Here is a 22,844-nt window from a genome sequence, read left to right on the forward strand (position 1 = left end):
TGCCGGCACGGTTTTTTGTATGCCACTGGCAGTAGCTTGGCCTTGCGTTAGAAGCGGAAGCCTTGCAGCGAGCTGTTCAGCAGGCGCGAGCATTCTTCCATGCTGGCCGCTTCGGTAGACAGGCTGTCTGCCTCTTCCCGGTTGCGGCTGATTTCGCCACCCAGCGTTGCCATGTGCTGCCCCATGGTGTGGATGAGCTGGCGTATTTCCTGGCTATGGCTCACGTTCAGATCGAACGCTTGCTGCAAGGACGCCAGCAGGCTGCGGGTCTGTTCCAGCGTACTTTGCACGGTACTGGAGCAGCCGGATAGTTTGTCTGCCTCGTCGGCCTGGGCGGTAATGACGCTGGCGGTATCGCGGATGGTTTGCAGCAGTTTGCCGACAAAATTGTCGGTTTCGGCCAGCGTGGCCTGCGTTTGGCCGGCCAGCTTGCGCACCTCGTCGGCCACCACGGCAAAGCCGCGGCCGGCTTCGCCTGCGCGGGCGGCTTCGATGGCAGCGTTTAGCGCCAGCAGGTTGGTTTGTTCCGAGATGCCGGCAATGCGCTGCAGGATGCCGGTAATGTTTTGTACATCGGCCGATAGCGCATCAAAGCGCTGCGCCAGCTGGCGGTTGTCGGCCACATGCTGGTGCATGCCGTGGCTCAGCTCGCCAACCGCCCCGCGCGATAGTGCCAGCTCCTGGTCTACGCTGGCCAGCTGTTGCTGGGCCTGGCTTAGCATCTGGCTGCTCTGGTCGCTCAGGTTGCTGATGTCGCCGCTGCAGCCGTGCAGCGTGTGCAGCGACTGCTGGCTGCGGCTGGCGGCTTCGCGCATGTTCTGCGTGCTTTGGCGGACGTTTTCTGCGCTATGAAAAGCCTGGCTCGCGTTGTCGGCGACCTCGTGCAAGGTCTGGCTGACTGACAGGCACAGCTGGTTGAAGCTGTGTGCCATCTGCGCCACCTCGTCGTTGCCGCGTACATTCAGCTTGCTGCCCAGGTTGCGTTCGCTGGCCTGCCGGGCAATGTGGTGGGCGATCTTGCTGATGGAGGCGGCCAACATGCTGGCCAGCAGCCATGCGATGCCCAGCCCCAGCAGCAGCGATAGCACGCCGATCAGCAGCACTTCTTGCAATACCGCCTGGCGGCTGGCCTGAGCTTGCGCCAGTGGCACATCGGCGGCCAGGATGACCAGCTGGTTATTGATGCGGACTGGCAAAAAGATAGAGCGGAAGGTGCCGTATTTGTCAGTGTATTCATCGTACTGCACGGTCTGGCTGGCAAAAGCCTGCAACAGACCCGGGCTGGCTTCGTAGGCTTCCAGGTGGTGGCCGTAGGTATTGCTGCTACGTTCTGCCTCGCCGGCACCGTCGGCCAGGTAGACCACCTTGCCGTCTTTCTGCCACAACATATAGAGATATTTCACGCCAAACTGCCTGGCGTAGTTGTCCATGCGGCTGGCGTTGTTCAGTATTTGCTGCTGGCTGACGCTGCCGGGGGTAAACATGCTGGCCATGAACGGTTCGCCCAGCAGGGTGGGAATGGCGCGCGCGGTCGCATTCAGGCGGGTGTCGATCACGGCAATGGCTTGTTCGCTGCTACGCAGATAGCTATGTACCGAAAAAGACAGCACGGTCAGGATATTCAGCAGGGCAAACAGACAGACGAGCTTGGTACGGATACTCACACGGTGTAACCAGTGCATGCTTGATAAACCTCGGGCAGAGTGTGCGTCAGCGTTGATGTGGCGTGTAATTTGATGCCGGCATTATTTCATCAATTACCTGTGCTAAATATGATGCTATCGATATGGTGGCAAATAATTACTGCATTTAATTGAAATAGTTGTATTCATGCAATTGGGTTAATAAAGGAGGGCAGCATGCAACAGCAGAAAACCGCACTGATTACCGGTGCCGACCGGGGCATAGGCCTGGCGATTGCCTGCCGTCTGGCGGCCAACGGCTGGCGCATCGCCTTGCATGGTTTGGCGGATGAGGCGGGCCAGGCCGCTGCCTTGGCGGCGGTGCGTGCTGCCGGTGCCAGTGACGCCGCATTTTTCAGCGCGGATTTGCGCAGTGGCGACGCCACACGACAACTGGCTGAAACTGTATTGGCTCACTATGGTCAGGTAGACGTACTGGTCAACAACGCCGGCATGCAGCACGCCGCGCCCGTGCTGGAGATGCCGCCGCATAAGTGGGACGAGATTATTGCGGTGAATCTGTCCGCGGCGTTCCATTTGATGCAGCTGTGCTTGCCCGGCATGTTGGCCGCAGGCTGGGGCCGCGTCATCAATATTGCCTCGGTGCACGGCCTGGTGGCGTCCAGCGGCAAGCTGCCCTACGTGGCCAGCAAGTTCGGTATTGTGGGTATGACCAAGGCGGCAGCGCTGGAAACCGCCGGCCTGGGCGTGACAGTGAATGCCGTGTGTCCCGGCTGGGTAGAAACAGCACTCATCGAGCCGCAAATCCTGGCGCGTGCGGCGCAGCTGGGTGCCAGCCGCGACGAAGGCGCGCGCGACCTGGTGCTGGAAAAACAGCCGTCCGGGCGCATGAGCCAGCCGGCGGATATTGCCGAGGCGGTGGCCATGCTGTGCGGTAGCTGGGCGCATAACCTGACCGGTGTGGCGCTGCCGGTAGACGGTGGCTGGACGGCACAGTAAGCGCATCCGTCAGGGTTGGCCGCAGGCCGGGCATGGCAGAGGCTTGCGCTGGCGCAAGCCTGCGGCATATGCCGCAGCCGCTGGCTCTGGTAATCTAGCCCGCTAGATGACCAACCCGTCCCATCATGAGCGCACAAGATTCCCGCATTTATCTGGCTTCCGGCAGCCCGCGCCGCCGTGAAATCCTCACTGGCATGGGCGTGAGCCTGGAGCGCATCCACGCCGATATCGACGAAGCTGTCCTGCCTGGCGAAGACGCCATTACCTATACCGAGCGCCTGGCGCGTGAAAAAGCGGCAGCCGGCTGGCAAGTGGTACAGCAGTGCGGCCTGCCCGAGCGCCCGCTGCTGGCCGCCGATACCACGGTGGTGCAAGACGGTGAAATTTTCGGCAAACCGGCCGACGCCGCCGACGCCCGCCGCATGCTGCAGGCGTTTTCCGGCCGTAGCCACCAGGCGGTGACCAGTGTGGCCGTACGCCAGGGCGAGCATATCGAAGTGCGTACCAGCGTGACACACGTGAGCTTCAAGCCGCTGAGCGAAGACGAGATCCAGCGCTATATCGACAGCGGCGAGCCGTTCGACAAGGCCGGTGCCTATGGTATCCAGGGCCGCGCCGCCGTCTTCATCACCCGTATCGATGGCAGCTACAGTGGCGTGATGGGCTTGCCGATTCATGAAACCGCACAGATTCTTGGCAACTTCGGTTTCCAGTTTCCCTGATGAGCTACCCCCGGAGCCCTGCCATGCTGCATCAACCCATCCCGCTACCCCGTGACCTGCCGCGCCCGAAAGAGCAGATTCTGGTCAACATCACACCACAGGAAACCCGTGTGGCGGTGCTGGAAGACGCCGTGGTGCAAGAACTGCATATCGAGCGCGCGGCCAGCCGCGGCATTGTGGGCAATATCTACCTGGGCCAGGTCAAGCGTGTGCTGCCCGGCATGCAGAGTGCCTTTATCGAGATTGGCCTGGAGCGCGCCGCCTTCCTGCACATCGCCGACGTGCTGGAGCAGCGCCAGCACCCGTCCGAGCCACAGCGTATCGAAAAAATGCTGTTCGAAGGCCAGACCGTGCTGGTGCAGGTGATCAAGGACCCGATCGGCACCAAGGGTGCACGTTTGTCCACGCAGATCAGCCTGGCCGGGCGTTTTCTGGTGCACCTGCCACAGGAAGAACATATCGGCATTTCGCAGAAGATCGAGCAGGAATCCGACCGTCACAGCCTGAAAGCCCGCCTGGAAAAACAGCTGCCGGAGGGCGCGCCGCGCGGCTACATTATCCGTACCAGTGCCGAAACCGCGACCGATGCCGAGCTGGGTGCCGATATTGGCTACCTGTCCAAGCTATGGGCCGATATTCGCTACAAATCGCAGCATTTGCCTGCGCAAAGCTTGCTGTACGAAGACCTGCCGCTGGCGGTGCGCGTACTGCGCGACATGGTGAGCGACCACACCGAAAAGGTGATCGTGGATTCCACCGAGAACTACGGCAAGATGGTGGAGTTTGCCGAGGCTTATGTGCAGTCGGCGGTGGCCAAGATCGAACGCTATAGCGGCGAGCGCCCGCTGTTCGAGCTGCACGGCATTGAAACCGAGATCGACAAGGCGCTGTCGCGCCGGGTGAACCTGAAGTTTGGCGGCTACCTGATTATCGACCAGACCGAGGCGATGACCACCATCGATGTGAACACCGGCGGCTTTGTGGGCAACCGCAATTTCGACGAAACCATCTTCAAGACCAACCTGGAAGCCACGCTGGCCCTGGCACGACAGCTGCGCCTGCGCAATCTGGGCGGTATCATCATTGTCGATTTCATCGATATGGATAACGCCGAACACCGCGAGGCCGTACTGTCCGAGCTGGCCAAGGCGCTGGCGCGCGATCGTACCCGCGTGACGCTTAACGGCTTTACCAGCCTGGGCCTGGTAGAGGTGACGCGCAAGCGCACCCGCGAGAGCCTGGCGCACGTGCTGTGCGAGCCGTGTCCGGTGTGTCAGGGGCGCGGCGAGATCAAGACCGCGCAAACCGTGTGTTACGAGATCCAGCGTGAAATCGTACGCGAAGCCCGCCGCTTTGATGCCAAAGGCTTCCGCATTCTGGCAGCACAAAGCGTGATCGACATGCTGCTGGATGAAGAATCACAAAGCCTGGCGATGCTGATCGACTTTATCGGCAAGCCCATCTCGCTGGCAGTAGAGAGCACCTACAGCCAGGAACAATTTGACGTGGTGCTGATGTAGGCCTGGCAAGGCCGGCACGGTGCCACCCGCTGCAAGTTGGCCGCGCACCGTACACACCCCAGGGCGCGCCGGCAGGCAGCGCCCTTTTTCATGCCCGTAAACGAGGCAAGCAGAACAAGTAAAGGTAAGAGCATGACTGCAAGCACCCATGACACCCTGTGGCTGGCCATCCTGCAGGAGGCCGAGCTGGCGGTGCGCGACGAGCCGTTGCTGGCCAGCTTCCTGCACATGACGGTGCTGCGCCACGGCACGCTGGAAGACGTGCTGGCGTTTCACCTGTCCAGCAAGCTGGCCAGCCCGGTAATGGACGCGCGCGCATTGATGGAGCTGTTCCGCGAGGCCTTTGCGGCCAACCCTGCCATTATCCAGGCGGTACGCGCCGACATTACCGCCTGCTTTGAGCGCGACCCGGCGTGCGATAGCTATTCCACCCCGCTGTTGTACTTCAAGGGCTTTCACGCGCTGCAAAGCCAGCGTATTACCCACTGGCTGTGGCAAGAGGGCAGAAAGACGCTGGCGTATTTCTTGCAAAACCGTATCTCCGAGGTAATGGGCGCCGATATCCACCCGGCTGCCAAGATTGGCCACGGCGTCATGCTGGACCACGGCACCGGCATTGTGGTGGGCGAGACCGCCGTCATTGGCAATAACGTGTCCATCCTGCAGGGCGTGACGCTGGGCGGCACCGGCAAAGACCACGGCGACCGTCACCCGAAAGTGGGCGATGGCGTGCTGATCGGTGCCAATACGTCCATTTTGGGCAATATCCGTATCGGCGACTGCTCCAAGGTAGGCGCTGGCAGCGTGGTGCTGGACGACGTGCCGGCGCACTGCACGGTGGTGGGCGTACCCGCCCGCGTGGTGGCCCAGCTTTGTCCGGGCACGCCAGCACTAGACATGGACCAGCGCGTATGAGCACTCGCCCCGTCCACTTTGCCATGCCATCGCCGGCGGCCACGCTGCAGCAGCTGTGTGCTGATGGCGCGCTGCCGGGCGAGGTGCTGTGCTTTCAGGACGATTTCAGCCAGGGCCCGCTGGCCGATTGCGACTTGATCGACCCGCAGGCCCGCATGGGTTACTGGAACGCGGTGCTGTGGGCGCAAGACTGGTGGCCGCAGCGCGACGAAGACTTTGTGCAAGCCTACTGGGCCAGCCGCAAGGCGCAGCTCAAGGTGCTGGAACGGCGTGCGCCGCTGTACGCGTGGGCCGGTGGCCACGCCGGGGAATGGCTGATGCTGTGCATGCTGGCTGAGCACGCCCACGCCGATACTCCGCTGTACCACGTGGGTGTGCCAGCTCAGGGCGAGCGCAGCTGCATGGGCATCCAGCCGCCGCAGGTGCTGCCGGGGCTGTTTGCCGGTGCCCGTTTGCTGACGGCCGCCGAGCGTGAAAAGCTGGCGGCGCAGTGGCGTTACTGGCAGGAACATGGCGACGGAATACGCTACATCGACGCGCAGGGTTGCCTGCAGCAATACCCGATTGATCATTACGACAATGCGCTTGTCAATGCCATAAAATTGGCCGGCAAGTGGCCTGTGGCAAGGCTGGTGGGGGAGGTGATGGGGCGCGAAGAACAAGCCTGGCTGAGCGATAGTTTTTTGTTCTGGCGGGTGAAAAAGCTGGTGGATGCCGCTGTGCTGAAACGTGAAAATGTACCCGGTGCCATGCCCTTTGTATGCCATTGGTAAATCAAATGGGGTACTTTCGCAGGTGTTGAAGGCGGCGTAGAATGCGCCGCCTTTGCATTGGTGTGCCCGTTTACGGCCACCGTGCCGCCACACGAGGAAACCCGACATGAACGTACGCGTAGTCGATTACCGCGCGCCCGACGCGGCCGAACAGTTCACCCGTAGCCTGCACGAAACCGGCTTTGGCGTGCTGGTCAACCACCCCATCCCACAGGACCTGGTAGAAAGCATCTACCGCGACTGGCTGGCGTTTTTTGGTACCGATGAAAAGCACGACTTCGCGTTCTCGGTAGAAAAACAGGATGGCTATTTTTCGCCGGAAATCTCCGAAACCGCCAAAGGCCATACCCAGAAAGACATCAAGGAATACTTCCACATTTACCCGTGGGGGCGCATCCCGGCGCAGCTGAAAGACGACGCCATGCGCTACTACGACACCGCCAACACGCTGGCGCAAGAGCTGCTGGCGTGGGTGGAGCAGTACACCCCGGCCGATATTGCGGCCAACTACAGCGAGCCGCTGTCGCAGATGATTCAGGGCAGCCAGAAAACCCTGCTGCGCGTGCTGCGTTACCCGCCGCTGACCGGTAACGAGCCAGCCGGTTCGCTGCGCGCCGCTGCGCACGGCGACATCAACCTGCTGACCATTCTGCCGGCGGCCAACGAGCCGGGCCTGCAAGTACAGGACATGAACGGCAACTGGATCGACGTGCCCTGTGATTTCGGCATGCTGATCATCAATATCGGCGACATGCTGAGCGAAGCGTCCGGTGGCTACTACCCGTCCACCCAGCACCGCGTGGTGAACCCTACCGGCGAGGGCGCCAGCAAGAGCCGTGTGTCGCTGCCGTTATTCCTGCACCCGCGTGACGAAGTGGTGCTGTCCGCGCGCTATACCGCCGGAGCCTACCTGGCCGAGCGCCTGCGCGAGCTGGGTGTAAAAATGTAAGCCTGCGCTTCGCAAGCCATTCGCCAGCCCGGCCCTGTCACCCGATAGCGCCGGGCTTTGTTTTGCGCCCAAGGTTGGCCGCAGGCGCGGCTACAATGGTGTTTTACTTGTGGAGCCTGCCGCATGACCCAGCTTGCCGCGCCCTCAGCGCCGATCGCGCTCATCATCATCGACATGCAAAAAGGCATGCAGCGCATGCCGGCGCACACGCGCAACAACCCTGGCGCCGAGGCGGTGATTGCGCAGCTGCTAGCGGCCTGGCGCAACGCCGGGCAGCCGGTGGTGCATGTGCGCCACCTGTCGCGCACGCAGGGCTCGGTGTTCTGGCCGGGGCAGGATGGGGTGGAGTGGCAGCCCGCGCTGGCGCCGCTGCCGCACGAGCACGTGGTGGACAAACACGTACCGGACGCCTTCACCCACAGCCAGCTCGAGCGCTGGCTGCATCAGCGCGGCATTGGCCGCCTGGTGCTGGTGGGGGTCAGTACCAATAACTCGGTGGAAGCCACCGCGCGTAGCGGCGGCAATCTCGGCTTTGATGTGCGCGTGGTGGCCGATGGCTGCTACGCCTACGCGCAGCAGGACTTTGACGGCGTTGCGCACAGCGCACAGACCGTCCACGCCATGGCGCTGGCCAACCTGCACGGCGAATACGCCACGGTGCAGACCAGCACCGAGGTGTTGGCCGTGCTAGCTGGCGCCTGATGCGGCCAACTCGGCCACCATGCCGGTAGCGTCATCGCCATAGCAGGCCAGCTTGGCCGCGGGCAGCGGGTAGACGCGGTAGCCGTGGCGTGCCCAGTAGTGCTGGGCGCCTTGCACCGCCACCAGGCGGGCAAAGCGCAGGCCGCGCTCGCGCGCCTTGTCCTGCAGCCGGGCCAGCAGCCGCGGCGCGATGCCGCGACCACGGGTGCTGCGGCACAGTGCCATATCGTGGATGAACAAGGTGTCGTGACGCGCGGGCAGCGCTGCCAGCGGCTGGTTCAGCGGCGGCGGGGTGTCGCCCTGCCACGGGTGGGCGAACACATAGCCCTTTACCTGCCCGGCGTGCTCGGCCACCCAGCAGGTGTCGGGCGATAGCGCGTGGCGCGAGGCCAGGGCGTCGCGGCTTTCGATCAGGTTGGCGGGGTAGCTTTGTGCCTGGATGGCGAGAATGGCGCCAAAATCGGCGGCGTGCATGGTGCGTAAAACGATATGGCCGTGCTGCATGGACGTGCGGTGAAGGTAAACAGAGATGCCGGAAAGCAAAAAACCAGCCCGAAGGCTGGTTTTTTGTGTTGGTGGCGAATCAGGGACTCGAACCCCGGACCTGCGGATTATGATTCCGTCGCTCTAACCGACTGAGCTAATTCGCCGTGAAACCCTGCCGAAGCAGTGCTTCGCAAACTGTGGTGGCGAATCAGGGACTCGAACCCCGGACCTGCGGATTATGATTCCGTCGCTCTAACCGACTGAGCTAATTCGCCACATCTCGATGCGCTGCATCAAGGCTGCGAACTATAACCGAGCCGTTTTTGCACTGTCAATAGATTTCGTGCAAATCCTGCGGCCGGATTTACAGCGTGTAGCAGCGGTCGCCACTGGCAAAGCCTGCCCAGGCTATGTCTACCCCTTTGCCAAAGCCGATCACCTTGAAAGTTTCGCCCATCTCTACCGGTGACAGCAGGCGCTGCGCTGCCTTGGCCAGCGGCAGGTATTGCTTCACGTTGGCCGCATCCAGGTGCGATAGCAGCTCGGTGATGCCGCAGTTGATCAGGAACTGCGCCTGGCTGCAGTAGCCGATCAGGTCCAGCCCGGCGTCGATGCCGCTTTGCGCTACTGCGCTGAAATCCACATGGCAGGTAATGTCCATCAGGCCAGGCAGGTAGAACAGGTCCTGAATGGTGTGGTGGCGGTAGTGGCCCAGCAGGGTGCCCATATGGCGCTCGGGGTGGTAGTACTCGCTGGCGCTGTGGCCGTAGTCGATCAGGATGATGGCGCCGCGCTGCAGCGTGTGGCCCAGTGTGCGGACGAAGGCGCGGTTGGCCAGGCTGATTTCGCTGGTGTAGCCGGGGGTGGCGGGTATCAGCTCTGCGGCCAAGGTGGCCAGTGCCGCATCGGTAAACGGGCGGTCTTCGTAGCAGAAGGCACCGTCCAGCACGGTAACGCCGCGCTGCTGCAAGCTGCCATCCACGCCGCGGCTCACCAGCTCGCACGGCATGGCGTCCAGTACCTCGTTGCCCAGCATGATGCCGTCGAAGCTGGCAGGCAGTGTGGCCAGCCACTGTACGCGGCTGGCCAGGTGCGGCACGCGCTCGGCCAGCGTGGCGCGCTGGCGGTCTATCAGGTCGGGCGACAGGTCGACGATGGTATAGCTCACGGGTAGCTGGCCCAGTGCTTCCAGCTCGGCCAGCAGGTCGGCCGCCAGGCGGCCGGTACCGGCGCCAAATTCCAACAGGTGGCCAGCAGTTTGCGGCAGCAGCGCAGCCAGCTGGCGTGCCAGCGTCTGTGCAAACAGCGGCGATAGCTCGGGGGCGGTGACAAAGTCGCCGCCCTCGCCAAACTTGCGGCTACCTGCGGTGTAGTAGCCCAGCCCGGGTGCGTACAGCGCCTGTTCCATGAAGCGCGAAAACGGCATCCAGCCGCCGTTGTCTGCGATATCGGCGGCCAGGGTGGTGGCCAGGGTGCGGCTGATGGCCAGGGCGTCGGCTGAAGGCTGGGGCAGGGTCATGGTATCTACGTAGGCTGGCGGGTGGCAGCGTGCACGCGCACGCTGGCTGCCGTGTGCCGGCAGCAGCGGGTTCTCGTTTCTTGCGGCAACTGCCACTAGAATGGCGGATTGTCGCTAATCGGCGCGCAGACGCCAAGCGCCTTGCCGCATACACAACGCAAAAGGGGCCATGCATGACCAACTCGCTCAATGACAAAGTGGTGCTCATTACCGGTGCCGCGCGCCGCGTGGGCGCCGGCATTGCCCGCCATCTGCACAGCCGCGGTGCGCGGCTGGTGTTGCATTACCGGGGCTCGCGCACGCAGGCGCAGGTGCTGGCGGCCGAGCTGAACGCGCAGCGCCCGGACACGGTAGCGCTGGCGCAGGCCGACCTGCTGGATAGCGCCGCGCTGCCTGCGCTGGTGGCCGACGCGGTGGGCTGCTTTGGCCGGCTGGACGGCCTGGTGAACAACGCCTCCAGCTTTTACCCCACCGACGTTGGCCGCATCAGCGAGCAAGACTGGTTCGACCTGATGGGCAGCAACCTCAAAGCCCCGCTCTTTCTGGCGCAGGCCGCCGCACCGTATCTGGCGGCCAACCAGGGCGCCATTGTCGGCATTGTCGATATCCACGCCGAGCGGCCGATGAAGCGCCACCTGGTATACAGCCTGGCCAAAGCCGGCCACGCGCAGCTTATCCGTAGCCTGGCGCTGGAGCTGGCGCCGCAGGTGCGGGTTAACGGCGTGTCGCCGGGGGTGAATCTGTGGCCGGAAGACGAGGTGTCGTTCGATAGCGCCGAGCGCCAGGCCATCGAAGCCACCATCCCGCTGCAGCGTACCGGCGTGCCGGACGACATTGCCCGCGCGGTGGCGTTTTTGCTGTTTGATACCGACTACGTTAACGGCCAGATTCTGGCGGTAGATGGCGGCCGTAGCGTGGTGCTGTAAACCCGGGACCGGGGTGGTGAAAAATAAGCGCCGCCCGGTGGTACAAACCGGCCGCCGGGGGCTAAAATAGCCGGTTTTTCAATTTCTTAGCCGTACCTCATGTCCGAACCGCAACAGACTGCCGACGACAAGGCCAAAAAGGCCGTGTTCGAGGGCAATAAACTTTCCAAGCGCCTGCGCCACCACGTGGGCGCCGCCATCAACGACTTCAACATGATCGAAGAAGGCGACCGCGTGATGGTCTGCCTGTCCGGCGGCAAGGATAGCTACGGCCTGCTCGATATCCTGCTGGGCCTGCAAAAATCCGCGCCTATCAGCTTCAGCATCGTGGCCGTGAACCTGGACCAGAAACAGCCAGGCTTCCCCGAGCACGTGCTGCCGCAGTATCTGGAATCGATTGGTGTGGAATACCGCATCATCGAGGAAGACACCTACAGCATCGTCAAGCGCCTGATCCCCGAAGGCAAAACCACCTGCAGCCTGTGCTCGCGCCTGCGTCGCGGCATCCTGTACCGCGTGGCCGACGAGCTGGGTGCCACCAAGATCGCGCTGGGCCACCACCGCGACGACATGCTGCACACCCTGTTCCTGAACATGTTCTACGGTGGCAAGCTCAAGTCCATGCCGCCCAAGCTGGTGTCCGACGACGGTCGCCATATGGTGATCCGCCCGCTGGCCTACTGCCGCGAAAAAGACCTGGAACGCTACGCCGCGTTACGCGGCTTCCCCATCATCCCGTGTAACCTGTGCGGCTCGCAGCCCAACCTGCAGCGCCAGGTGGTGAAAGAGATGGTGAACGACTGGGACAAACGCTTCCCGGGGCGCGTGGAAAGCATGTTCCGCGCCCTGCAAAACGTGGTGCCTTCGCACTTGGCCGACACCAAGCTGTTCGATTTTGCCGGCCTGCAAACCGGTGACAGCCCGTTCGAAGGCGGCGATACCGCCTTCGACAAGGAAGAGTTCCGCGACCCGGTAGCCCTGGCCGAAGACGATGACGGCGAGGCCACGGCAGTCAAGCCGCGCCGCACCATCAGCATTCTGGATTCGCGCCCCAAGGCCGATAGCCAGGCAGGAGACAGCTGTGGCGGGTAAAGCACTGCACCCCTTCCGCCGCCGTGTGCGCAATAGCGTGGACGCCATGCCGGAAGTGGAAATCTCCGAAGCGGATAATATCCGCTCGCTGCACCTGGGTTCGGAAACCATCCAGAGCTCGATGGACCTGGACGACCCGGCCGACCTGGTACTGAGCTACAGCCGCGCCATGATGGGCTTTTTGCTGTGGCGCGATGACCCGTCGCACATCCTGCAGATCGGCCTGGGCGGCGGCTCCTTTGCCCGCTGGATCGACGAATACCTGCCCAACGCCGTCAGCGTGGCGGTAGACATCAACCCGCAAGTCATTGCCGTGGCGCGGGCGTTTTTCCAGCTGCCGGAAGAGGGCGACTTCTTCCAGATCGTGCAGGCCGACGGCGCGGAGTACGTGAAAGTATTCCGCGAATCCACCGACGTGATCATGGTGGACGGCTTTGACGGCCTGCAGATCGTGGATGAGCTGACTACCGAAGAGTTTTTCGAAGACTGCCACCGAGCGCTCACCGAAGACGGCGTGTTCGTCACCAACTGGTGGAGCGGCGACAAGCGCTATCACCAGTTTGTCGAGCGCCTGCTGGGGGTGTTCGAAGGCCGCGTGGTGGAGCTGCCGGCGCTCACCCACGGCAACGTGGCGGTGATGGCATTCAAGTCCACGCCGGGCAGCACCAGCTGGGATGCGCTGGAAAAGCGCGCCGACGAGCTGGAAGGCCGCTACGGCCTGGAGTTCGGCGAGTTTGTCCGCCGCCTGAAAGAAAACAACCTGCACAGCAATAACCGGCTGTTGATTTGATTTTATTTGGCCACGGACGCACACGGAAAACACGGAAGTCTTCTCCGCCCAGACCCGGCGGCTTGCCAGGCAAGGGCAGGGTCCATGTTGTTCCGTGTGTTTCCGTGGCCGAAAAGTAAAGAGGTGACAACTGCCATGATCAGTTACGACACGATTACCGACCGCAAGCTGCGCTTTGCCCTGGTGGGCTGCGGCCGTATTGCGGCCAACCATTTTGGTGCCATCGAACAACACGCCGACCGCTGCGAGCTGGTGGACGTGTGCGATACCGACCCGGCCGCCCTGGCTGCCGCCGTCGCCCGTACCGGCGCAGTCGGCCACGCCACGCTGGCTAGCCTGCTGGCCAATAGCCAGGCGGATGTGGTGATTCTTACCACGCCGTCCGGCCTGCACCCGCAGCAAGCCATCGACAGCTTTGCCGCCGGTTTCCATGTGATGACCGAAAAACCGATGGCCACCCGCTGGCAGGATGGCGTCGCCATGGTGAAAGCCGCCGACCAGGCCGGCAAGCGCCTGTTCGTGGTCAAGCAAAACCGTCGCAATGCCACGCTGCAGCTGCTCAAGCGCGCCGTACAGGAAAAACGCTTTGGCCGCCTGTACATGGTAAACGTCAACGTGTTCTGGACCCGCCCGCAGTCCTACTACGACCAGGCCAACTGGCGCGGTACCTGGGAATACGACGGTGGTGCCTTCATGAACCAGGCCAGCCACTACGTAGACCTGCTGGAGTGGATTGTCGGCCCGGTGGAAAGCTTGCAAGCCTACACTGGCACGCTGGCACGTGATATCGAGGTGGAAGACAGCGGCGTGGTCAGCCTGAAATGGCGCAACGGTGCCATGGGCAGCATGAACGTGACCATGCTGACCTACCCCAAAAACCTGGAAGGCAGCATCACCATTCTGGGCGAGAAGGGCAGCGTGCGCGTGGGCGGCCTGGCAGTAAACGAAGTGCAGCACTGGGACTTCGCCGAACCGCACGCCATGGACGACGAGATCAAGAACGCCAGCTACGCCACCACCAGTGTGTACGGCTTTGGCCACCCGCTGTACTACGACAACGTGATCCGCGTGATGCGCGGCGAAGCCGAGCCGGAAACCGACGGTCGCGAAGGCCTGAAGTCGCTGGAGCTGCTGGTAGGCATCTACCGCTCCGCCCGCGCCGGCCAGCGCGTGAACCTGCCGCTGGAGTATTGATTTTATTATTCGCCACGGAAGCACACGAAAAGCACGGACAAAGCAGGAGTGACGCCATGCTGCTGGAAGAAGATCTGACGTACAGGATACAGGGCTGTGTGTTTGAGGTTTTTCGCCAGCTAGGGCATGGCTTTCTGGAAAAGGTCTACGAGCAGGCACTACTACTGGAGTTGGCGCAAGCTGGCCTGTCTGCCCAGGCGCAATGTCCGTTGCAGGTGTACTACAAGGGTGCCGTTGTTGGTGAATATTGTGCCGATATCATCGTAGAGGGGCGCGTGCTACTGGAGCTCAAGGCGCAGGAGAAACTGATATCCGCCCATGAAGCGCAGCTGCTCAACTACCTCAAGGCAACAGGCTTGCATGTAGGCCTGCTGATTAACTTCTGGCACCCGAAGGCAGAGGTCAAGCGCTTTGTGCGATAGCTTTCCGTGCCTTCTGTGTGCTTCCGTGGCTAGATAAAAGGTTAAAAACAATGAGCTACACCGTTCACCCCACCGCCATCGTCGATGACGGCGCACAAATCGGCGCCGACACCCGCGTGTGGCACTGGGTACACATCTGCAGCCAGGCGCGTATCGGCGCCCGCTGCTCTTTTGGCCAGAACGTGTTTGTCGGCAACGATGTCATCATCGGCGACAACGTGAAGGTGCAGAACAACGTGTCCATCTACGACGCGGTGACGCTGGAAGACGACGTGTTCTGCGGCCCGTCCATGGTGTTTACCAACGTGAACAACCCGCGCAGCCACGTTAGCCGCAAAAACGAATACCGCCGCACCATCGTGAAGCGCGGTGCCACCATCGGCGCCAACGCCACCGTGGTATGCGGTCACACCATTGGCGAGTACGCCTTCATCGGCGCCGGCGCGGTGGTCACCAAAGACGTGAAGCCCTACGCACTGATGGTGGGCACCCCGGCCAAGCGTATTGGCTGGATGTGCCAGTGCGGCGAGCGCCTGCCGGACAGCATCGACCAGCACGCCTGCGCCGCCTGCGGCCAACGTTACGACATCGGCGGCAACCACTGCACGCCGGTTTGAATACAGTATTTGCCACGGAAGCACACTAAAGGCACGGAAAAAGGACACAGATCCAAGTCAGCCATGGCTTTGAGGTTTTGCCTTGTCGCCACGGTCCGTGTTTTCGTGTGTTTACGTGGCTGGGAAGTGAAAAAGTGTTCGCCGCGGAAATACACCGAAGGCACAGAAAAGGCATAGGCTGTCTGTATGTATCGTCAGTGCTTTTCGTGTGTTTTCGTGGCTAAAAAATATCCAAAGGTCCAGTCAGCATGTCCATCCAGTTCATCGACCTGAAAGCGCAGTACCAGCACCTGAAAGCCGACATCGACGCCCGCATCCACGCGGTGCTGGACCACGGCCAGTACATCATGGGGCCCGAGGTCAAAGAAGTAGAGGCGCAGTTGGCCGCCTACACCGGCGCCAAGCACGCCATCGGCGTGTGCGACGGCACCAAGGCGCTGCTGATCGCGCTGATGGCGCTGGGCGTGAAGGCCGGCGATGAGGTGATTACCACCCCGTTCACCTTCATTGCCACCGGTGAGATGATCGCCCTGCTGGGCGCCACGCCGGTATTTGTCGATATCGACCCGGTCACCTACAACCTGGACCCGGCGCTGCTGGAAGCGGCGATCACCCCGAAAACCCGCGCCATCATGCCGGTCAGCCTGTACGGCCAGTGTGCCGACTTCACCGCCATTAACGCCATTGCCGCCAAACACGGCCTGCCGGTGATTGAAGACGGCGCGCAGAGCTTTGGCGCCAGCCAGCACGGCCAGCGCTCCGGCAACCTGTGCACCATCGGCACCACCAGCTTCTTCCCCAGCAAGCCGCTGGGCTGCTACGGCGACGGCGGTGCGGTGTTCACCAACGACGATGAGCTGGCCAAGAAAATGCGTGAAATCCGCATTCACGGCCAGGACCGCCGCTACCACCACCCGGTGATCGGCCTCAATGGCCGCCTCGACACCATTCAGGCCGCCGTGCTGCTGGCCAAGCTGCCCAGCTTCCCGGATGAAGTAGCCGCCCGCGCCCGCATCGGTGCCCGCTACAGCGCGCTGCTGCAAGACGTGGCGCGCGTGCCGGTAATCGCCGAGGGCAACAGCCACGTGTACGCGCAGTACACCATCGAGGTGGCTAACCGCGAAGCCGTGCAGCAAGCCTTGCAGGCGCTGGGCGTGCCCACCGCCGTGCATTACCCGATTCCGCTGCACCTGCAGCCGGCCTTTGCCCACCTGGGCCAGGGCGAGGGCAGCTTCCCGGTGGCCGAAGCCGCCGGCCGCCGCGTGATGAGCCTGCCGATGCACCCCTTCCTGGACGAGGCGACACAAGACGCCATCGTGGACGCAGTGAAGAAGGCGCTGGGCTAATTGGCTACGTTGTGGCAAAGGTTGGCCGCAGGCGGCTTTGCCCGCCATGTGGCCACCCTGGTAAGCGGGGCGGCGCTGGCGCAGGCGCTGCCCTTGCTGTTTGCGCCGCTGCTTACCCGGCTGTACACGCCTGCAGATTTTGGCGTGCTGGCGGTGTTTGTGGCCTGGCTGTCCAACCTGGCCGTCGTGGCCACTGCCCGTTACGACATGGCGGTGGTGTTGCCCGCGGACGATGCCGACGCCGCACGACTGATGCGCCTGGCGCTAGTGATCAATACGGCGCTGTGTGCGCTGTGCCTGTTGCTGTTCTGGCCGTGGCACCAGGCCATCGCCACTGCATTAGGTCAGCCGGCGCTGGCCGTGTGGCTGCCGTGGCTGCCGCTGGGCGTTTGGCTGGCGGGCAGCGTGGCGGCGTGGACGGCGTGGAATAACCGCCAGCGCCGCTATGCGGCCAACGCCCAGGGGCGGGTGGTGCAGTCGCTGGGGGTATCGCTGTTGCAAGTGGCCGCCGGTTACAGTGGGCTGGCGGCCGCAGGCTTGATCGTGTCGCAGCTGGCCGGGCAGCTGTTGGCGCTGCTGGCGCTGGCCCGTGCCGATGTGGCTGGCCGCTTTGCCTGGCTGCGCGGCCATCGCCGTGCCAGCCTGCTGGCGCAGGCGCGGCGCTACCGCGAGTTTCCGCTGGTCAACACGCCGCACGCTTTTGTGGTGGCGTTTCAGGATTCCTTGATGCTGGCCATGTTGGCCGCATTGTCCGGCAGCGCAGTGGTGGGCCAGTACGCGCTGGTGCTGCGCGTGCTCAAGCTGCCGGCAGCGCTGGTGGGGCAAGCGGTGTCGCAGGTGGTGTTCCGCGACCTGGCCGAGGCGGCGGGCCATGGCCGTGCGCTGCGCGGTATGCTGGCACGGGCGCTGCTGATGCTGGCGGCGCTGGCCATCGTGCCGTTCAGCGTGCTGGGGCTGTGGGGCGGGCCGCTGTTTGCCTGGGTCTTTGGCGCGGGTTGGCACGGTGCCGGCGACATCGCCGCCGTACTGTCGCCGTATTTTGCCGCTGCGTTTATTGCCGGCCCGGCCTTCATGGTGCCGATGGTGCTGGGGCAGCAGCGTGCGTCGTTTGTCTTTGTGCTGGTGGGCGTGCTGGTGAACCTGGTGGCGTTTGCGGCGGTGTATATGGCCAGCCACGATGCCCTGCGCGCTTTTGGCGTGATGTCGCTGGTGATGACGGTTTATTTTGCGGCCTATGTGGCGTGGGTTTTCCGCCTGTTGCGCCGCCGGGAACAACACGATGCTTGATCGCATAACACTGCTGCTGTGGTGCAGCTGGCTACGCCTGCGCGGGGCGCAACTGGCGCCGGGCGCGCGGGTGAACCCGTCGGTACATGCCCACGCGGTCAGCCTGACGCTGGGGGCCCATGCCCGCCTGTACTGGGGCGGCGACGTGCTGGCTCACGGTGGTGGTGGCCTGCGCCTGGGTGCGCACAGCCATATGGCGCCTTATTTTTACTGCCTGATCGGTGCAAACCAGCTGCAGGTGGGCGACCACGTGGCTATCGGCCCGCGTTGCCAGTTTTTCTGCCACAGCAACGGCATTCCGGCCGATGCGCCAGCCACCCCGTTTACCGCCTGCCATGTCGATGGCGATATTCGCATTGGCAACAATGTGTTTATCGGCGCTGGCTGCATCGTGCTGCCGGGTAGCGTGATTGGCGACAACGTTGTGGTGGGCGCCGGCAGCGTGGTGAAGGGCGTGCTGGACAGTGGCTGGGTGTACGCCGGCCAGCCGGCCAGAAAGGTCAAACCGCTATGCTGACCGGCAATTCCCTGACCCTGCTGCAGCTGTTTGGCGCATTGCCTGCCATGCTGCTGGGCCGTCGCCGCCACCGGGCTGCCTTGCGTACCGGGCTGGCCCGCCAGTTTGGCGTGGCAGCAGAGCGCATCCGCCTGTTCGACAGCGGCCGTGCCGCCTTTGCCGCCTTGCTGCAGCTGCACGATGTGCAGGCCGGCGACGAAGTGCTGGTGCCGGCCTTTACCTGCGTGGTAGTGCCCAATCAGGTGCCGCCCAGCGGCGCCCGTGTACGCTTTGTCGATATTGCCGCCGGTGGGCTGAACCTGGACTGGTTGGCGCTGGATGCCGCCATCCGCCCGGTCACCCGCGTGGTGGTGGTGCCGCACAACTTTGGCGTGGCGTGCGAGGTGCCCACCTGGCTGCGCGAGAAGCACCGCCAGGTACGCTTTGTTGACGACGCCGCCCATGGCTTTGCCTCGCAGCTGGACGGCCAGTGGCTGGGCACCTATCACGACGGCGCGTTTTTCAGTTTTGAATACAGCAAAAACCTGACCGGCGGCATTGGCGGCATGGCGATTCTGCCAGCCGGTGCCAGCCTGCCGGATACCGGTTTGCCCGAGCTGCGCTGCGCCGACGAATGGCGGCTGCTGGCGACCTTGGCTTCGCACCTGTTGGCCGCACGCTGGCCGCTGGCCGGGCGCATCAGCATGGCGCTGGCACGCCGCGTGGGGCTGGTGTACCGCTCTGGCGACGACGAAGTGCTGTTTGGCGAGCCGCACCCGGCGCGGGCCATGCCGCTGCTGGCTAGCGTGCTGGTACGCCGCCAGCTGGCCAGCCTGCCCGCGGTGTTGGCGCACAAGCAGGCACTAGTGGCGCGCTACCGCGCCGCCTTGGCCACGCTACCGGCGCTGCGGCAGTGGCAGGCCAGCGACGCAACCCACTGGGTACGCTACCCGTTTGCGCTGCCGCGCCCGGTGGCCGACAAGGCCGCGCTGGCGCGCAGGCTGACTGCTGCCAGCGGGCTGAATATCGGTGTATGGTTCGACGATGTGATTCACCCGTCCGGCAGCTTCCGCCACGGCTACCGCGTGGGTCAGGCACCGCACGGCGAGGCCCTGGCCGCCACCGTGCTGAACCTGCCGGTGAACATTGCCATCGGCGTGGACGCCGCGCTGGAGCGCAAACTGGCACGGCTGCTGGCCGCGCTGCAGGCGGAGCTGGACGCATGAGTACCGTTGCCATTTTTTTAGCCACGAAAGCACACGAAAAACACGAAAATCCTGCCCTGGCAGCGTGCGTACCCAGCCGGTGGCGCGTGGGCTACGGTCTGCTTCCGTGTGGTCGGTGTGTTTCCGTGGCGAATAATCGGGTTAAACCATGAAGCTTCTTCTGATCGGCTCCGCCTCGGTGCACACCCACCGCTACCTGGCCGGCATTGCGCCACACGTCAGCGAGGTGCACCTGGCCAGTAACGGCCCGCTGCCGCCGCGCTACCATGCGGCCAACCTGGGCCGCGTGCTGCAGGTGGATTTCAGCCTGAAGGCGCTGGGTACCGCTGGCCGGCTGGCGCGGCTGATAGACGAGATCAAACCCGACATCGTGCACGTGCATCAAGCCAATAGCGTGGCCTGGCACGCGCGCCGTGCGCTGGCTGGCCGCCAGCAGCCGTGGGTGCTCACCACCTGGGGCTCGGACGTGCTGCTGCTGCCGCAGCAGAACGCGCTGATGAAAAAGATGGTGGCGGCCAACCTGGCGGCGGCGAGTGCCGTCACCAGCGATTCGCTGCACATGGCTGCCGTGTGCCGCCAGTTGGCCGCAATAGCGCGCATGGACGTGCTGAATTTCGGCATGGACGCGTTGCCGCCGCCGCCGGACATCGCCGCCAAGCCGCTATCGGTGCTGTCGTGCCGGCTGCACAAGCCGCTGTACCGCATCGACGCCATCCTCCGCGCCTGGGCGCAGGTAGAAGCCGACGCCACGCTGGCCGGCTGGCAGCTGACCGTGGCCGCCAGTGGTGACGAAACGGCCAACTTGCAGGCACTGGCGCAGCAACTGGGGCTGCAGCGGGTGGTGTTTACCGGCTTTGTGGCACCCGAGGTGCTGGCGCAGCACTACCGCGACGCGCGCGTGTTTGTCAGCGTACCGATGAGCGACGCCACCAGCATCAGCCTGCTGGAAGCCATGGGCCACGGCTGTTTGCCGGTGCTGTCCAACCTGCCGGCCAACCTGGAATGGGTACTGGACGGCGTCAACGGCGCCATCGTGGAAGACCTGGGCCGGCTGGGCAGCGCGCTGAAGACGCAGCTACGGCGCGCAGGCGATAATGCCGCCCTGGCCAGCGCCACGGCACTGAACCGCCAGCTGGTACAGACCAAAGGGCTGTACCGCGAGAACATGCAGCGCTTTGCGCAGATTTACCGGGAATTGTGCTGAGTTTTTTTGCCACGAAACAATAAAAGGCGTTGGCCACGAAACCCACAAAAGGATACGAAAAAGGCAAAGGCGTTTTTTGCCACGGAATACACGGAAGGCGCGGACAAAACCATCGTCTAGCAAAGGTTGGCCGCAGTGGTGTCGGTGTGCTTTCGTGCTTTCCGCTTTGTCCGTGGCTAAGAAAAGTTCGTGTTTTTTCGTGGGTTTCGTGGCTAAGAGATAGTAAAAGCCTTTTGCCACGAAACCCACGAAAGGGCACGAAAAAGGCAAAGGCGTTTTTTGCCACGGAATACAAGGAAGGCGCTGACAAAGCCATCGCCTAAGCAAGGTTGGCTGCTGTTGTGTCTGTGTCCTTCCGTGCTTTCCGTTTTTTCCGTGGCTAAAAAAGCAGGTGTTTTTTCCCGGCCAAAAGCTTTCCCGGCCAACGCAGTAACAAAACGAGTCGTCACCCGTAGACAGGTTTGAACAGATGAAAATTGCCCATCTCACCAGCGCCCACCCGCGCCACGATATCCGCATCTTCGTGAAAGAGTGTGCCACCCTGGCCGAAGCCGGCCACGAGGTGCACCTGATCGTGGCCGATGGCAACGGTGACGAGATCAACCGTGGCGTGCGCCTGCACGATGTGGGGCCGAAAAGTGGCGGCCGGCTGTCGCGCATGACCGGTACCGTGAAGCGCGTGTACGAGAAGGCGCTGCAGCTGATGCCCGACGTGGCGCACTTTCACGACCCCGAGCTGATCCCAGCCGCGCTGCGCCTGCAGCAGGCCGGTATCAAGGTGGTGTACGACGTGCACGAAGACGTGCCGCGCCAGGTATTGGCCAAGCACTGGATTCCCGGCATGGCGCGCCCGCTGGTGTCGCGCGGGGTGGAAACACTGGAAGACTATGCCGCGCGCCGCTTCGACGCCATTGTGGCTGCTACGCCGGTGATCCGCCGCCGTTTCGAGCAGGCCGGCGCCCGCCGTGTGGTGGACGTATGCAACTACCCGATCCTGGCCGAGCTGGTGCGCGATACGCCGTGGGCCAGCCGCCGCAACGAGGTGTGCTACCTGGGCGGCATCAGCCGCACCCGTGGTATCGAGCCCATCATTGCTGCGCTGCCGGACACCGATACCCGCCTCAACCTGGCCGGCATCTGGAGCGAGCCGGACCTGAAAGCCGCGCTGCAGCGCGAAGCCGGCTGGAACCGCGTGAACGACCTGGGTGTGCTGGACCGCGCCGGCGTGGCCGACGTGCTGGCCGCCAGCAAGATCGGCCTGGTGACGCTGCTGCCCACGCCCAGCTATGTGGAATCGCTGCCCATCAAGCTGTTCGAATACATGGCCGCCGGCATGCCGGTGATTGCCAGCGACTTTCCGCTGTGGCGCGAGATCATCGAGGACGCCGACTGTGGCCTGCTGGTGGACCCGCAAGACCCGCACGCCATTGCCGACGCCATTGCCCAGTTGCTGGGCGACGACGAACGCGCCCGGCTGATGGGCCTGTCCGGCAAACAAGCAGTGCTGGCCAAGTACAGCTGGGCCGCCGAAGGCGCCAAGCTGGTAGACCTGTACCGGGGGTTGGCCGCATGAAGCGCTCCATGCCCCTGACCTTGCTCTATATCGCCCTGCCGTTGTGGCTGCTGTTCTGCCTGGTGCAGTGGCTGTGGTACGGCGCGCCGCTTACCGCCGCCACGCTGGGCGGCCACGCCGCGCTGGCGCTGGCCTACACGCTGTGGCACTGGCGCAATGGCGCCTGGTTTGCGCGGCTGGCGGCCAACGATTACGCCGGCTGGCAGCGCGTGGCACAGGGCGGCCAGATGCGCTTTTTGATGGCTTACGGCCTGTCCAGCCGCGGCATGATGCTGGCCTGCCTGGTGGTGGGCATGCAGTGGGTAGCCAGTGGCGCCATTCCCAGTACCGAACGCCTGCTGACCCACGGCATGCTGTGGGCGCCGCTGGGCATTGTGCTGGCTTATTTTGACTGGCTGCGCATGGAACAAGCCAGCAGCTACGTCTCCTGAATCTGTCGGGCA

23 protein-coding genes and 2 tRNA genes are annotated in these 22,844 nt (G+C 63.4%); 20 read left to right on the forward strand and 5 right to left on the reverse strand.

The features are described 5' to 3' along the window. Positions 1-47 precede the first annotated feature (47 nt). Complete coding sequence (locus ACZ9XP_RS15940) at positions 48-1,682, reverse strand: methyl-accepting chemotaxis protein (RefSeq protein ID WP_465188758.1); 1,635 nt, start codon at positions 1,680-1,682, stop codon at positions 48-50. Positions 1,683-1,859: 177 nt separating this feature from the next. Here ACZ9XP_RS15940 and ACZ9XP_RS15945 point away from each other — a divergent pair, with 177 nt between their 5' ends. The 7 genes from ACZ9XP_RS15945 (at position 1,860) to ACZ9XP_RS15975 (ending at position 8,223) form a co-directional block, all read left to right on the forward strand. Next, entirely contained in the window at positions 1,860-2,642 is a 783-nt protein-coding gene (locus ACZ9XP_RS15945; RefSeq protein WP_465188759.1) for a 3-hydroxybutyrate dehydrogenase, read from the forward strand. Between the two features lie 125 nt (positions 2,643-2,767). Then, positions 2,768-3,364, forward strand: a complete 597-nt coding sequence (locus ACZ9XP_RS15950; protein WP_147685141.1) for a Maf family protein — start codon at positions 2,768-2,770, stop codon at positions 3,362-3,364. A gap of 23 nt (positions 3,365-3,387) precedes the next feature. Next, the gene (gene rng, locus ACZ9XP_RS15955; RefSeq protein ID WP_147685138.1) at positions 3,388-4,884 is read left to right on the forward strand and encodes a ribonuclease G; all 1,497 of its coding nucleotides are present in this window, start codon (positions 3,388-3,390) and stop codon (positions 4,882-4,884) included. A gap of 132 nt (positions 4,885-5,016) precedes the next feature. Beyond that, on the forward strand, positions 5,017-5,799 hold the full coding sequence (cysE, locus tag ACZ9XP_RS15960; RefSeq protein ID WP_147685135.1) for a serine O-acetyltransferase: 783 nt from the start codon (positions 5,017-5,019) through the stop codon (positions 5,797-5,799). Next, on the forward strand, positions 5,796-6,572 hold the full coding sequence (locus ACZ9XP_RS15965; RefSeq protein ID WP_147685133.1) for a DUF3658 domain-containing protein: 777 nt from the start codon (positions 5,796-5,798) through the stop codon (positions 6,570-6,572). Before cysE ends, ACZ9XP_RS15965 begins: the two co-directional genes overlap by 4 nt. A 106-nt stretch (positions 6,573-6,678) precedes the next feature. Further along, complete coding sequence (locus ACZ9XP_RS15970; protein ID WP_147685130.1) at positions 6,679-7,521, forward strand: 2OG-Fe(II) oxygenase family protein; 843 nt, start codon at positions 6,679-6,681, stop codon at positions 7,519-7,521. Between the two features lie 123 nt (positions 7,522-7,644). After that, complete coding sequence (locus tag ACZ9XP_RS15975; RefSeq protein WP_147685127.1) at positions 7,645-8,223, forward strand: cysteine hydrolase family protein; 579 nt, start codon at positions 7,645-7,647, stop codon at positions 8,221-8,223. On the opposite strand, the gene ACZ9XP_RS15980 is transcribed toward ACZ9XP_RS15975, so the two are convergent. The 4 genes from ACZ9XP_RS15980 to ACZ9XP_RS15995 all read right to left on the reverse strand — a co-directional run bounded on the left by ACZ9XP_RS15980 (position 8,209) and on the right by ACZ9XP_RS15995 (position 10,228). Further along, complete coding sequence (locus ACZ9XP_RS15980; protein WP_206211244.1) at positions 8,209-8,727, reverse strand: GNAT family N-acetyltransferase; 519 nt, start codon at positions 8,725-8,727, stop codon at positions 8,209-8,211. The two genes, ACZ9XP_RS15975 and ACZ9XP_RS15980, sit on opposite strands and share 15 nt — an antisense overlap. Positions 8,728-8,796: 69 nt before the next feature. Further along, positions 8,797-8,873, reverse strand: a tRNA-Met gene (locus tag ACZ9XP_RS15985). A gap of 34 nt (positions 8,874-8,907) precedes the next feature. After that, a tRNA-Met gene (locus ACZ9XP_RS15990) sits at positions 8,908-8,984 on the reverse strand. Between the two features lie 89 nt (positions 8,985-9,073). Then, complete coding sequence (locus ACZ9XP_RS15995; RefSeq protein ID WP_147688042.1) at positions 9,074-10,228, reverse strand: SAM-dependent methyltransferase; 1,155 nt, start codon at positions 10,226-10,228, stop codon at positions 9,074-9,076. A 173-nt stretch (positions 10,229-10,401) separates the two neighbouring features. Here ACZ9XP_RS15995 and ACZ9XP_RS16000 point away from each other — a divergent pair, with 173 nt between their 5' ends. From ACZ9XP_RS16000 to ACZ9XP_RS16060, 13 genes are all read left to right on the forward strand, one after another. Continuing rightward, positions 10,402-11,154: a pteridine reductase gene (locus ACZ9XP_RS16000; protein ID WP_465188760.1), complete on the forward strand. Its 753-nt coding sequence runs from the start codon at positions 10,402-10,404 to the stop codon at positions 11,152-11,154. A gap of 99 nt (positions 11,155-11,253) precedes the next feature. Next, complete coding sequence (gene ttcA, locus ACZ9XP_RS16005) at positions 11,254-12,246, forward strand: tRNA 2-thiocytidine(32) synthetase TtcA (protein ID WP_465188762.1); 993 nt, start codon at positions 11,254-11,256, stop codon at positions 12,244-12,246. Beyond that, positions 12,236-13,036, forward strand: a complete 801-nt coding sequence (locus ACZ9XP_RS16010) for a polyamine aminopropyltransferase (RefSeq protein WP_147688039.1) — start codon at positions 12,236-12,238, stop codon at positions 13,034-13,036. The genes ttcA and ACZ9XP_RS16010 overlap by 11 nt, the downstream gene beginning before the upstream one ends. Positions 13,037-13,171: 135 nt before the next feature. Next, a complete protein-coding gene (locus ACZ9XP_RS16015) occupies positions 13,172-14,230 on the forward strand; it encodes a Gfo/Idh/MocA family protein (protein ID WP_147688038.1) in 1,059 nt (352 codons plus the stop codon). Positions 14,231-14,286: 56 nt separating this feature from the next. Then, on the forward strand, positions 14,287-14,652 hold the full coding sequence (locus ACZ9XP_RS16020) for a GxxExxY protein (protein WP_147688037.1): 366 nt from the start codon (positions 14,287-14,289) through the stop codon (positions 14,650-14,652). 50 nt (positions 14,653-14,702) lie between these two features. After that, positions 14,703-15,269 carry an acyltransferase gene (locus ACZ9XP_RS16025; protein ID WP_147688036.1) on the forward strand — a complete coding sequence of 189 codons (567 nt, stop codon included), beginning with the start codon at positions 14,703-14,705 and terminating at the stop codon, positions 15,267-15,269. Positions 15,270-15,517: 248 nt separating this feature from the next. After that, positions 15,518-16,615, forward strand: coding sequence for a DegT/DnrJ/EryC1/StrS family aminotransferase (locus ACZ9XP_RS16030; protein ID WP_465188763.1), 1,098 nt, complete (start codon positions 15,518-15,520; stop codon positions 16,613-16,615). After that, positions 16,616-17,902 carry a lipopolysaccharide biosynthesis protein gene (locus tag ACZ9XP_RS16035; RefSeq protein ID WP_465188764.1) on the forward strand — a complete coding sequence of 429 codons (1,287 nt, stop codon included), beginning with the start codon at positions 16,616-16,618 and terminating at the stop codon, positions 17,900-17,902. Continuing rightward, positions 17,895-18,419, forward strand: a complete 525-nt coding sequence (locus tag ACZ9XP_RS16040; protein WP_147688032.1) for an acyltransferase — start codon at positions 17,895-17,897, stop codon at positions 18,417-18,419. Before ACZ9XP_RS16035 ends, ACZ9XP_RS16040 begins: the two co-directional genes overlap by 8 nt. Further along, the gene (locus ACZ9XP_RS16045; protein ID WP_465188765.1) at positions 18,413-19,624 is read left to right on the forward strand and encodes a DegT/DnrJ/EryC1/StrS family aminotransferase; all 1,212 of its coding nucleotides are present in this window, start codon (positions 18,413-18,415) and stop codon (positions 19,622-19,624) included. The genes ACZ9XP_RS16040 and ACZ9XP_RS16045 overlap by 7 nt, the downstream gene beginning before the upstream one ends. A 148-nt stretch (positions 19,625-19,772) precedes the next feature. Then, positions 19,773-20,828, forward strand: a complete 1,056-nt coding sequence (locus tag ACZ9XP_RS16050) for a glycosyltransferase (RefSeq protein ID WP_147688030.1) — start codon at positions 19,773-19,775, stop codon at positions 20,826-20,828. Between the two features lie 469 nt (positions 20,829-21,297). Next, positions 21,298-22,401, forward strand: coding sequence for a glycosyltransferase family 4 protein (locus ACZ9XP_RS16055; protein WP_147688029.1), 1,104 nt, complete (start codon positions 21,298-21,300; stop codon positions 22,399-22,401). Between the two features lie 8 nt (positions 22,402-22,409). Beyond that, on the forward strand, positions 22,410-22,832 hold the full coding sequence (locus tag ACZ9XP_RS16060; RefSeq protein ID WP_465188766.1) for a hypothetical protein: 423 nt from the start codon (positions 22,410-22,412) through the stop codon (positions 22,830-22,832). The last annotated feature ends 12 nt before the right edge of the window (positions 22,833-22,844 follow it).

This window comes from Vogesella perlucida (assembly GCF_979366545.1).

Coding starts and splice junctions, on each gene's coding strand:
- ACZ9XP_RS15940 (WP_465188758.1), bottom strand. CDS start 1,682: ATGCACTGGTTACACCGTGTGAGTATCCGTACCAAGCTCGTCTGTCTG.
- ACZ9XP_RS15945 (WP_465188759.1), top strand. CDS start 1,860: ATGCAACAGCAGAAAACCGCACTGATTACCGGTGCCGACCGGGGCATA.
- ACZ9XP_RS15950 (WP_147685141.1), top strand. CDS start 2,768: ATGAGCGCACAAGATTCCCGCATTTATCTGGCTTCCGGCAGCCCGCGC.
- rng (WP_147685138.1), top strand. CDS start 3,388: ATGCTGCATCAACCCATCCCGCTACCCCGTGACCTGCCGCGCCCGAAA.
- cysE (WP_147685135.1), top strand. CDS start 5,017: ATGACTGCAAGCACCCATGACACCCTGTGGCTGGCCATCCTGCAGGAG.
- ACZ9XP_RS15965 (WP_147685133.1), top strand. CDS start 5,796: ATGAGCACTCGCCCCGTCCACTTTGCCATGCCATCGCCGGCGGCCACG.
- ACZ9XP_RS15970 (WP_147685130.1), top strand. CDS start 6,679: ATGAACGTACGCGTAGTCGATTACCGCGCGCCCGACGCGGCCGAACAG.
- ACZ9XP_RS15975 (WP_147685127.1), top strand. CDS start 7,645: ATGACCCAGCTTGCCGCGCCCTCAGCGCCGATCGCGCTCATCATCATC.
- ACZ9XP_RS15980 (WP_206211244.1), bottom strand. CDS start 8,727: ATGCAGCACGGCCATATCGTTTTACGCACCATGCACGCCGCCGATTTT.
- ACZ9XP_RS15995 (WP_147688042.1), bottom strand. CDS start 10,228: ATGACCCTGCCCCAGCCTTCAGCCGACGCCCTGGCCATCAGCCGCACC.
- ACZ9XP_RS16000 (WP_465188760.1), top strand. CDS start 10,402: ATGACCAACTCGCTCAATGACAAAGTGGTGCTCATTACCGGTGCCGCG.
- ttcA (WP_465188762.1), top strand. CDS start 11,254: ATGTCCGAACCGCAACAGACTGCCGACGACAAGGCCAAAAAGGCCGTG.
- ACZ9XP_RS16015 (WP_147688038.1), top strand. CDS start 13,172: ATGATCAGTTACGACACGATTACCGACCGCAAGCTGCGCTTTGCCCTG.
- ACZ9XP_RS16020 (WP_147688037.1), top strand. CDS start 14,287: ATGCTGCTGGAAGAAGATCTGACGTACAGGATACAGGGCTGTGTGTTT.
- ACZ9XP_RS16025 (WP_147688036.1), top strand. CDS start 14,703: ATGAGCTACACCGTTCACCCCACCGCCATCGTCGATGACGGCGCACAA.
- ACZ9XP_RS16030 (WP_465188763.1), top strand. CDS start 15,518: ATGTCCATCCAGTTCATCGACCTGAAAGCGCAGTACCAGCACCTGAAA.
- ACZ9XP_RS16040 (WP_147688032.1), top strand. CDS start 17,895: ATGCTTGATCGCATAACACTGCTGCTGTGGTGCAGCTGGCTACGCCTG.
- ACZ9XP_RS16045 (WP_465188765.1), top strand. CDS start 18,413: ATGCTGACCGGCAATTCCCTGACCCTGCTGCAGCTGTTTGGCGCATTG.
- ACZ9XP_RS16050 (WP_147688030.1), top strand. CDS start 19,773: ATGAAGCTTCTTCTGATCGGCTCCGCCTCGGTGCACACCCACCGCTAC.
- ACZ9XP_RS16055 (WP_147688029.1), top strand. CDS start 21,298: ATGAAAATTGCCCATCTCACCAGCGCCCACCCGCGCCACGATATCCGC.
- ACZ9XP_RS16060 (WP_465188766.1), top strand. CDS start 22,410: ATGCCCCTGACCTTGCTCTATATCGCCCTGCCGTTGTGGCTGCTGTTC.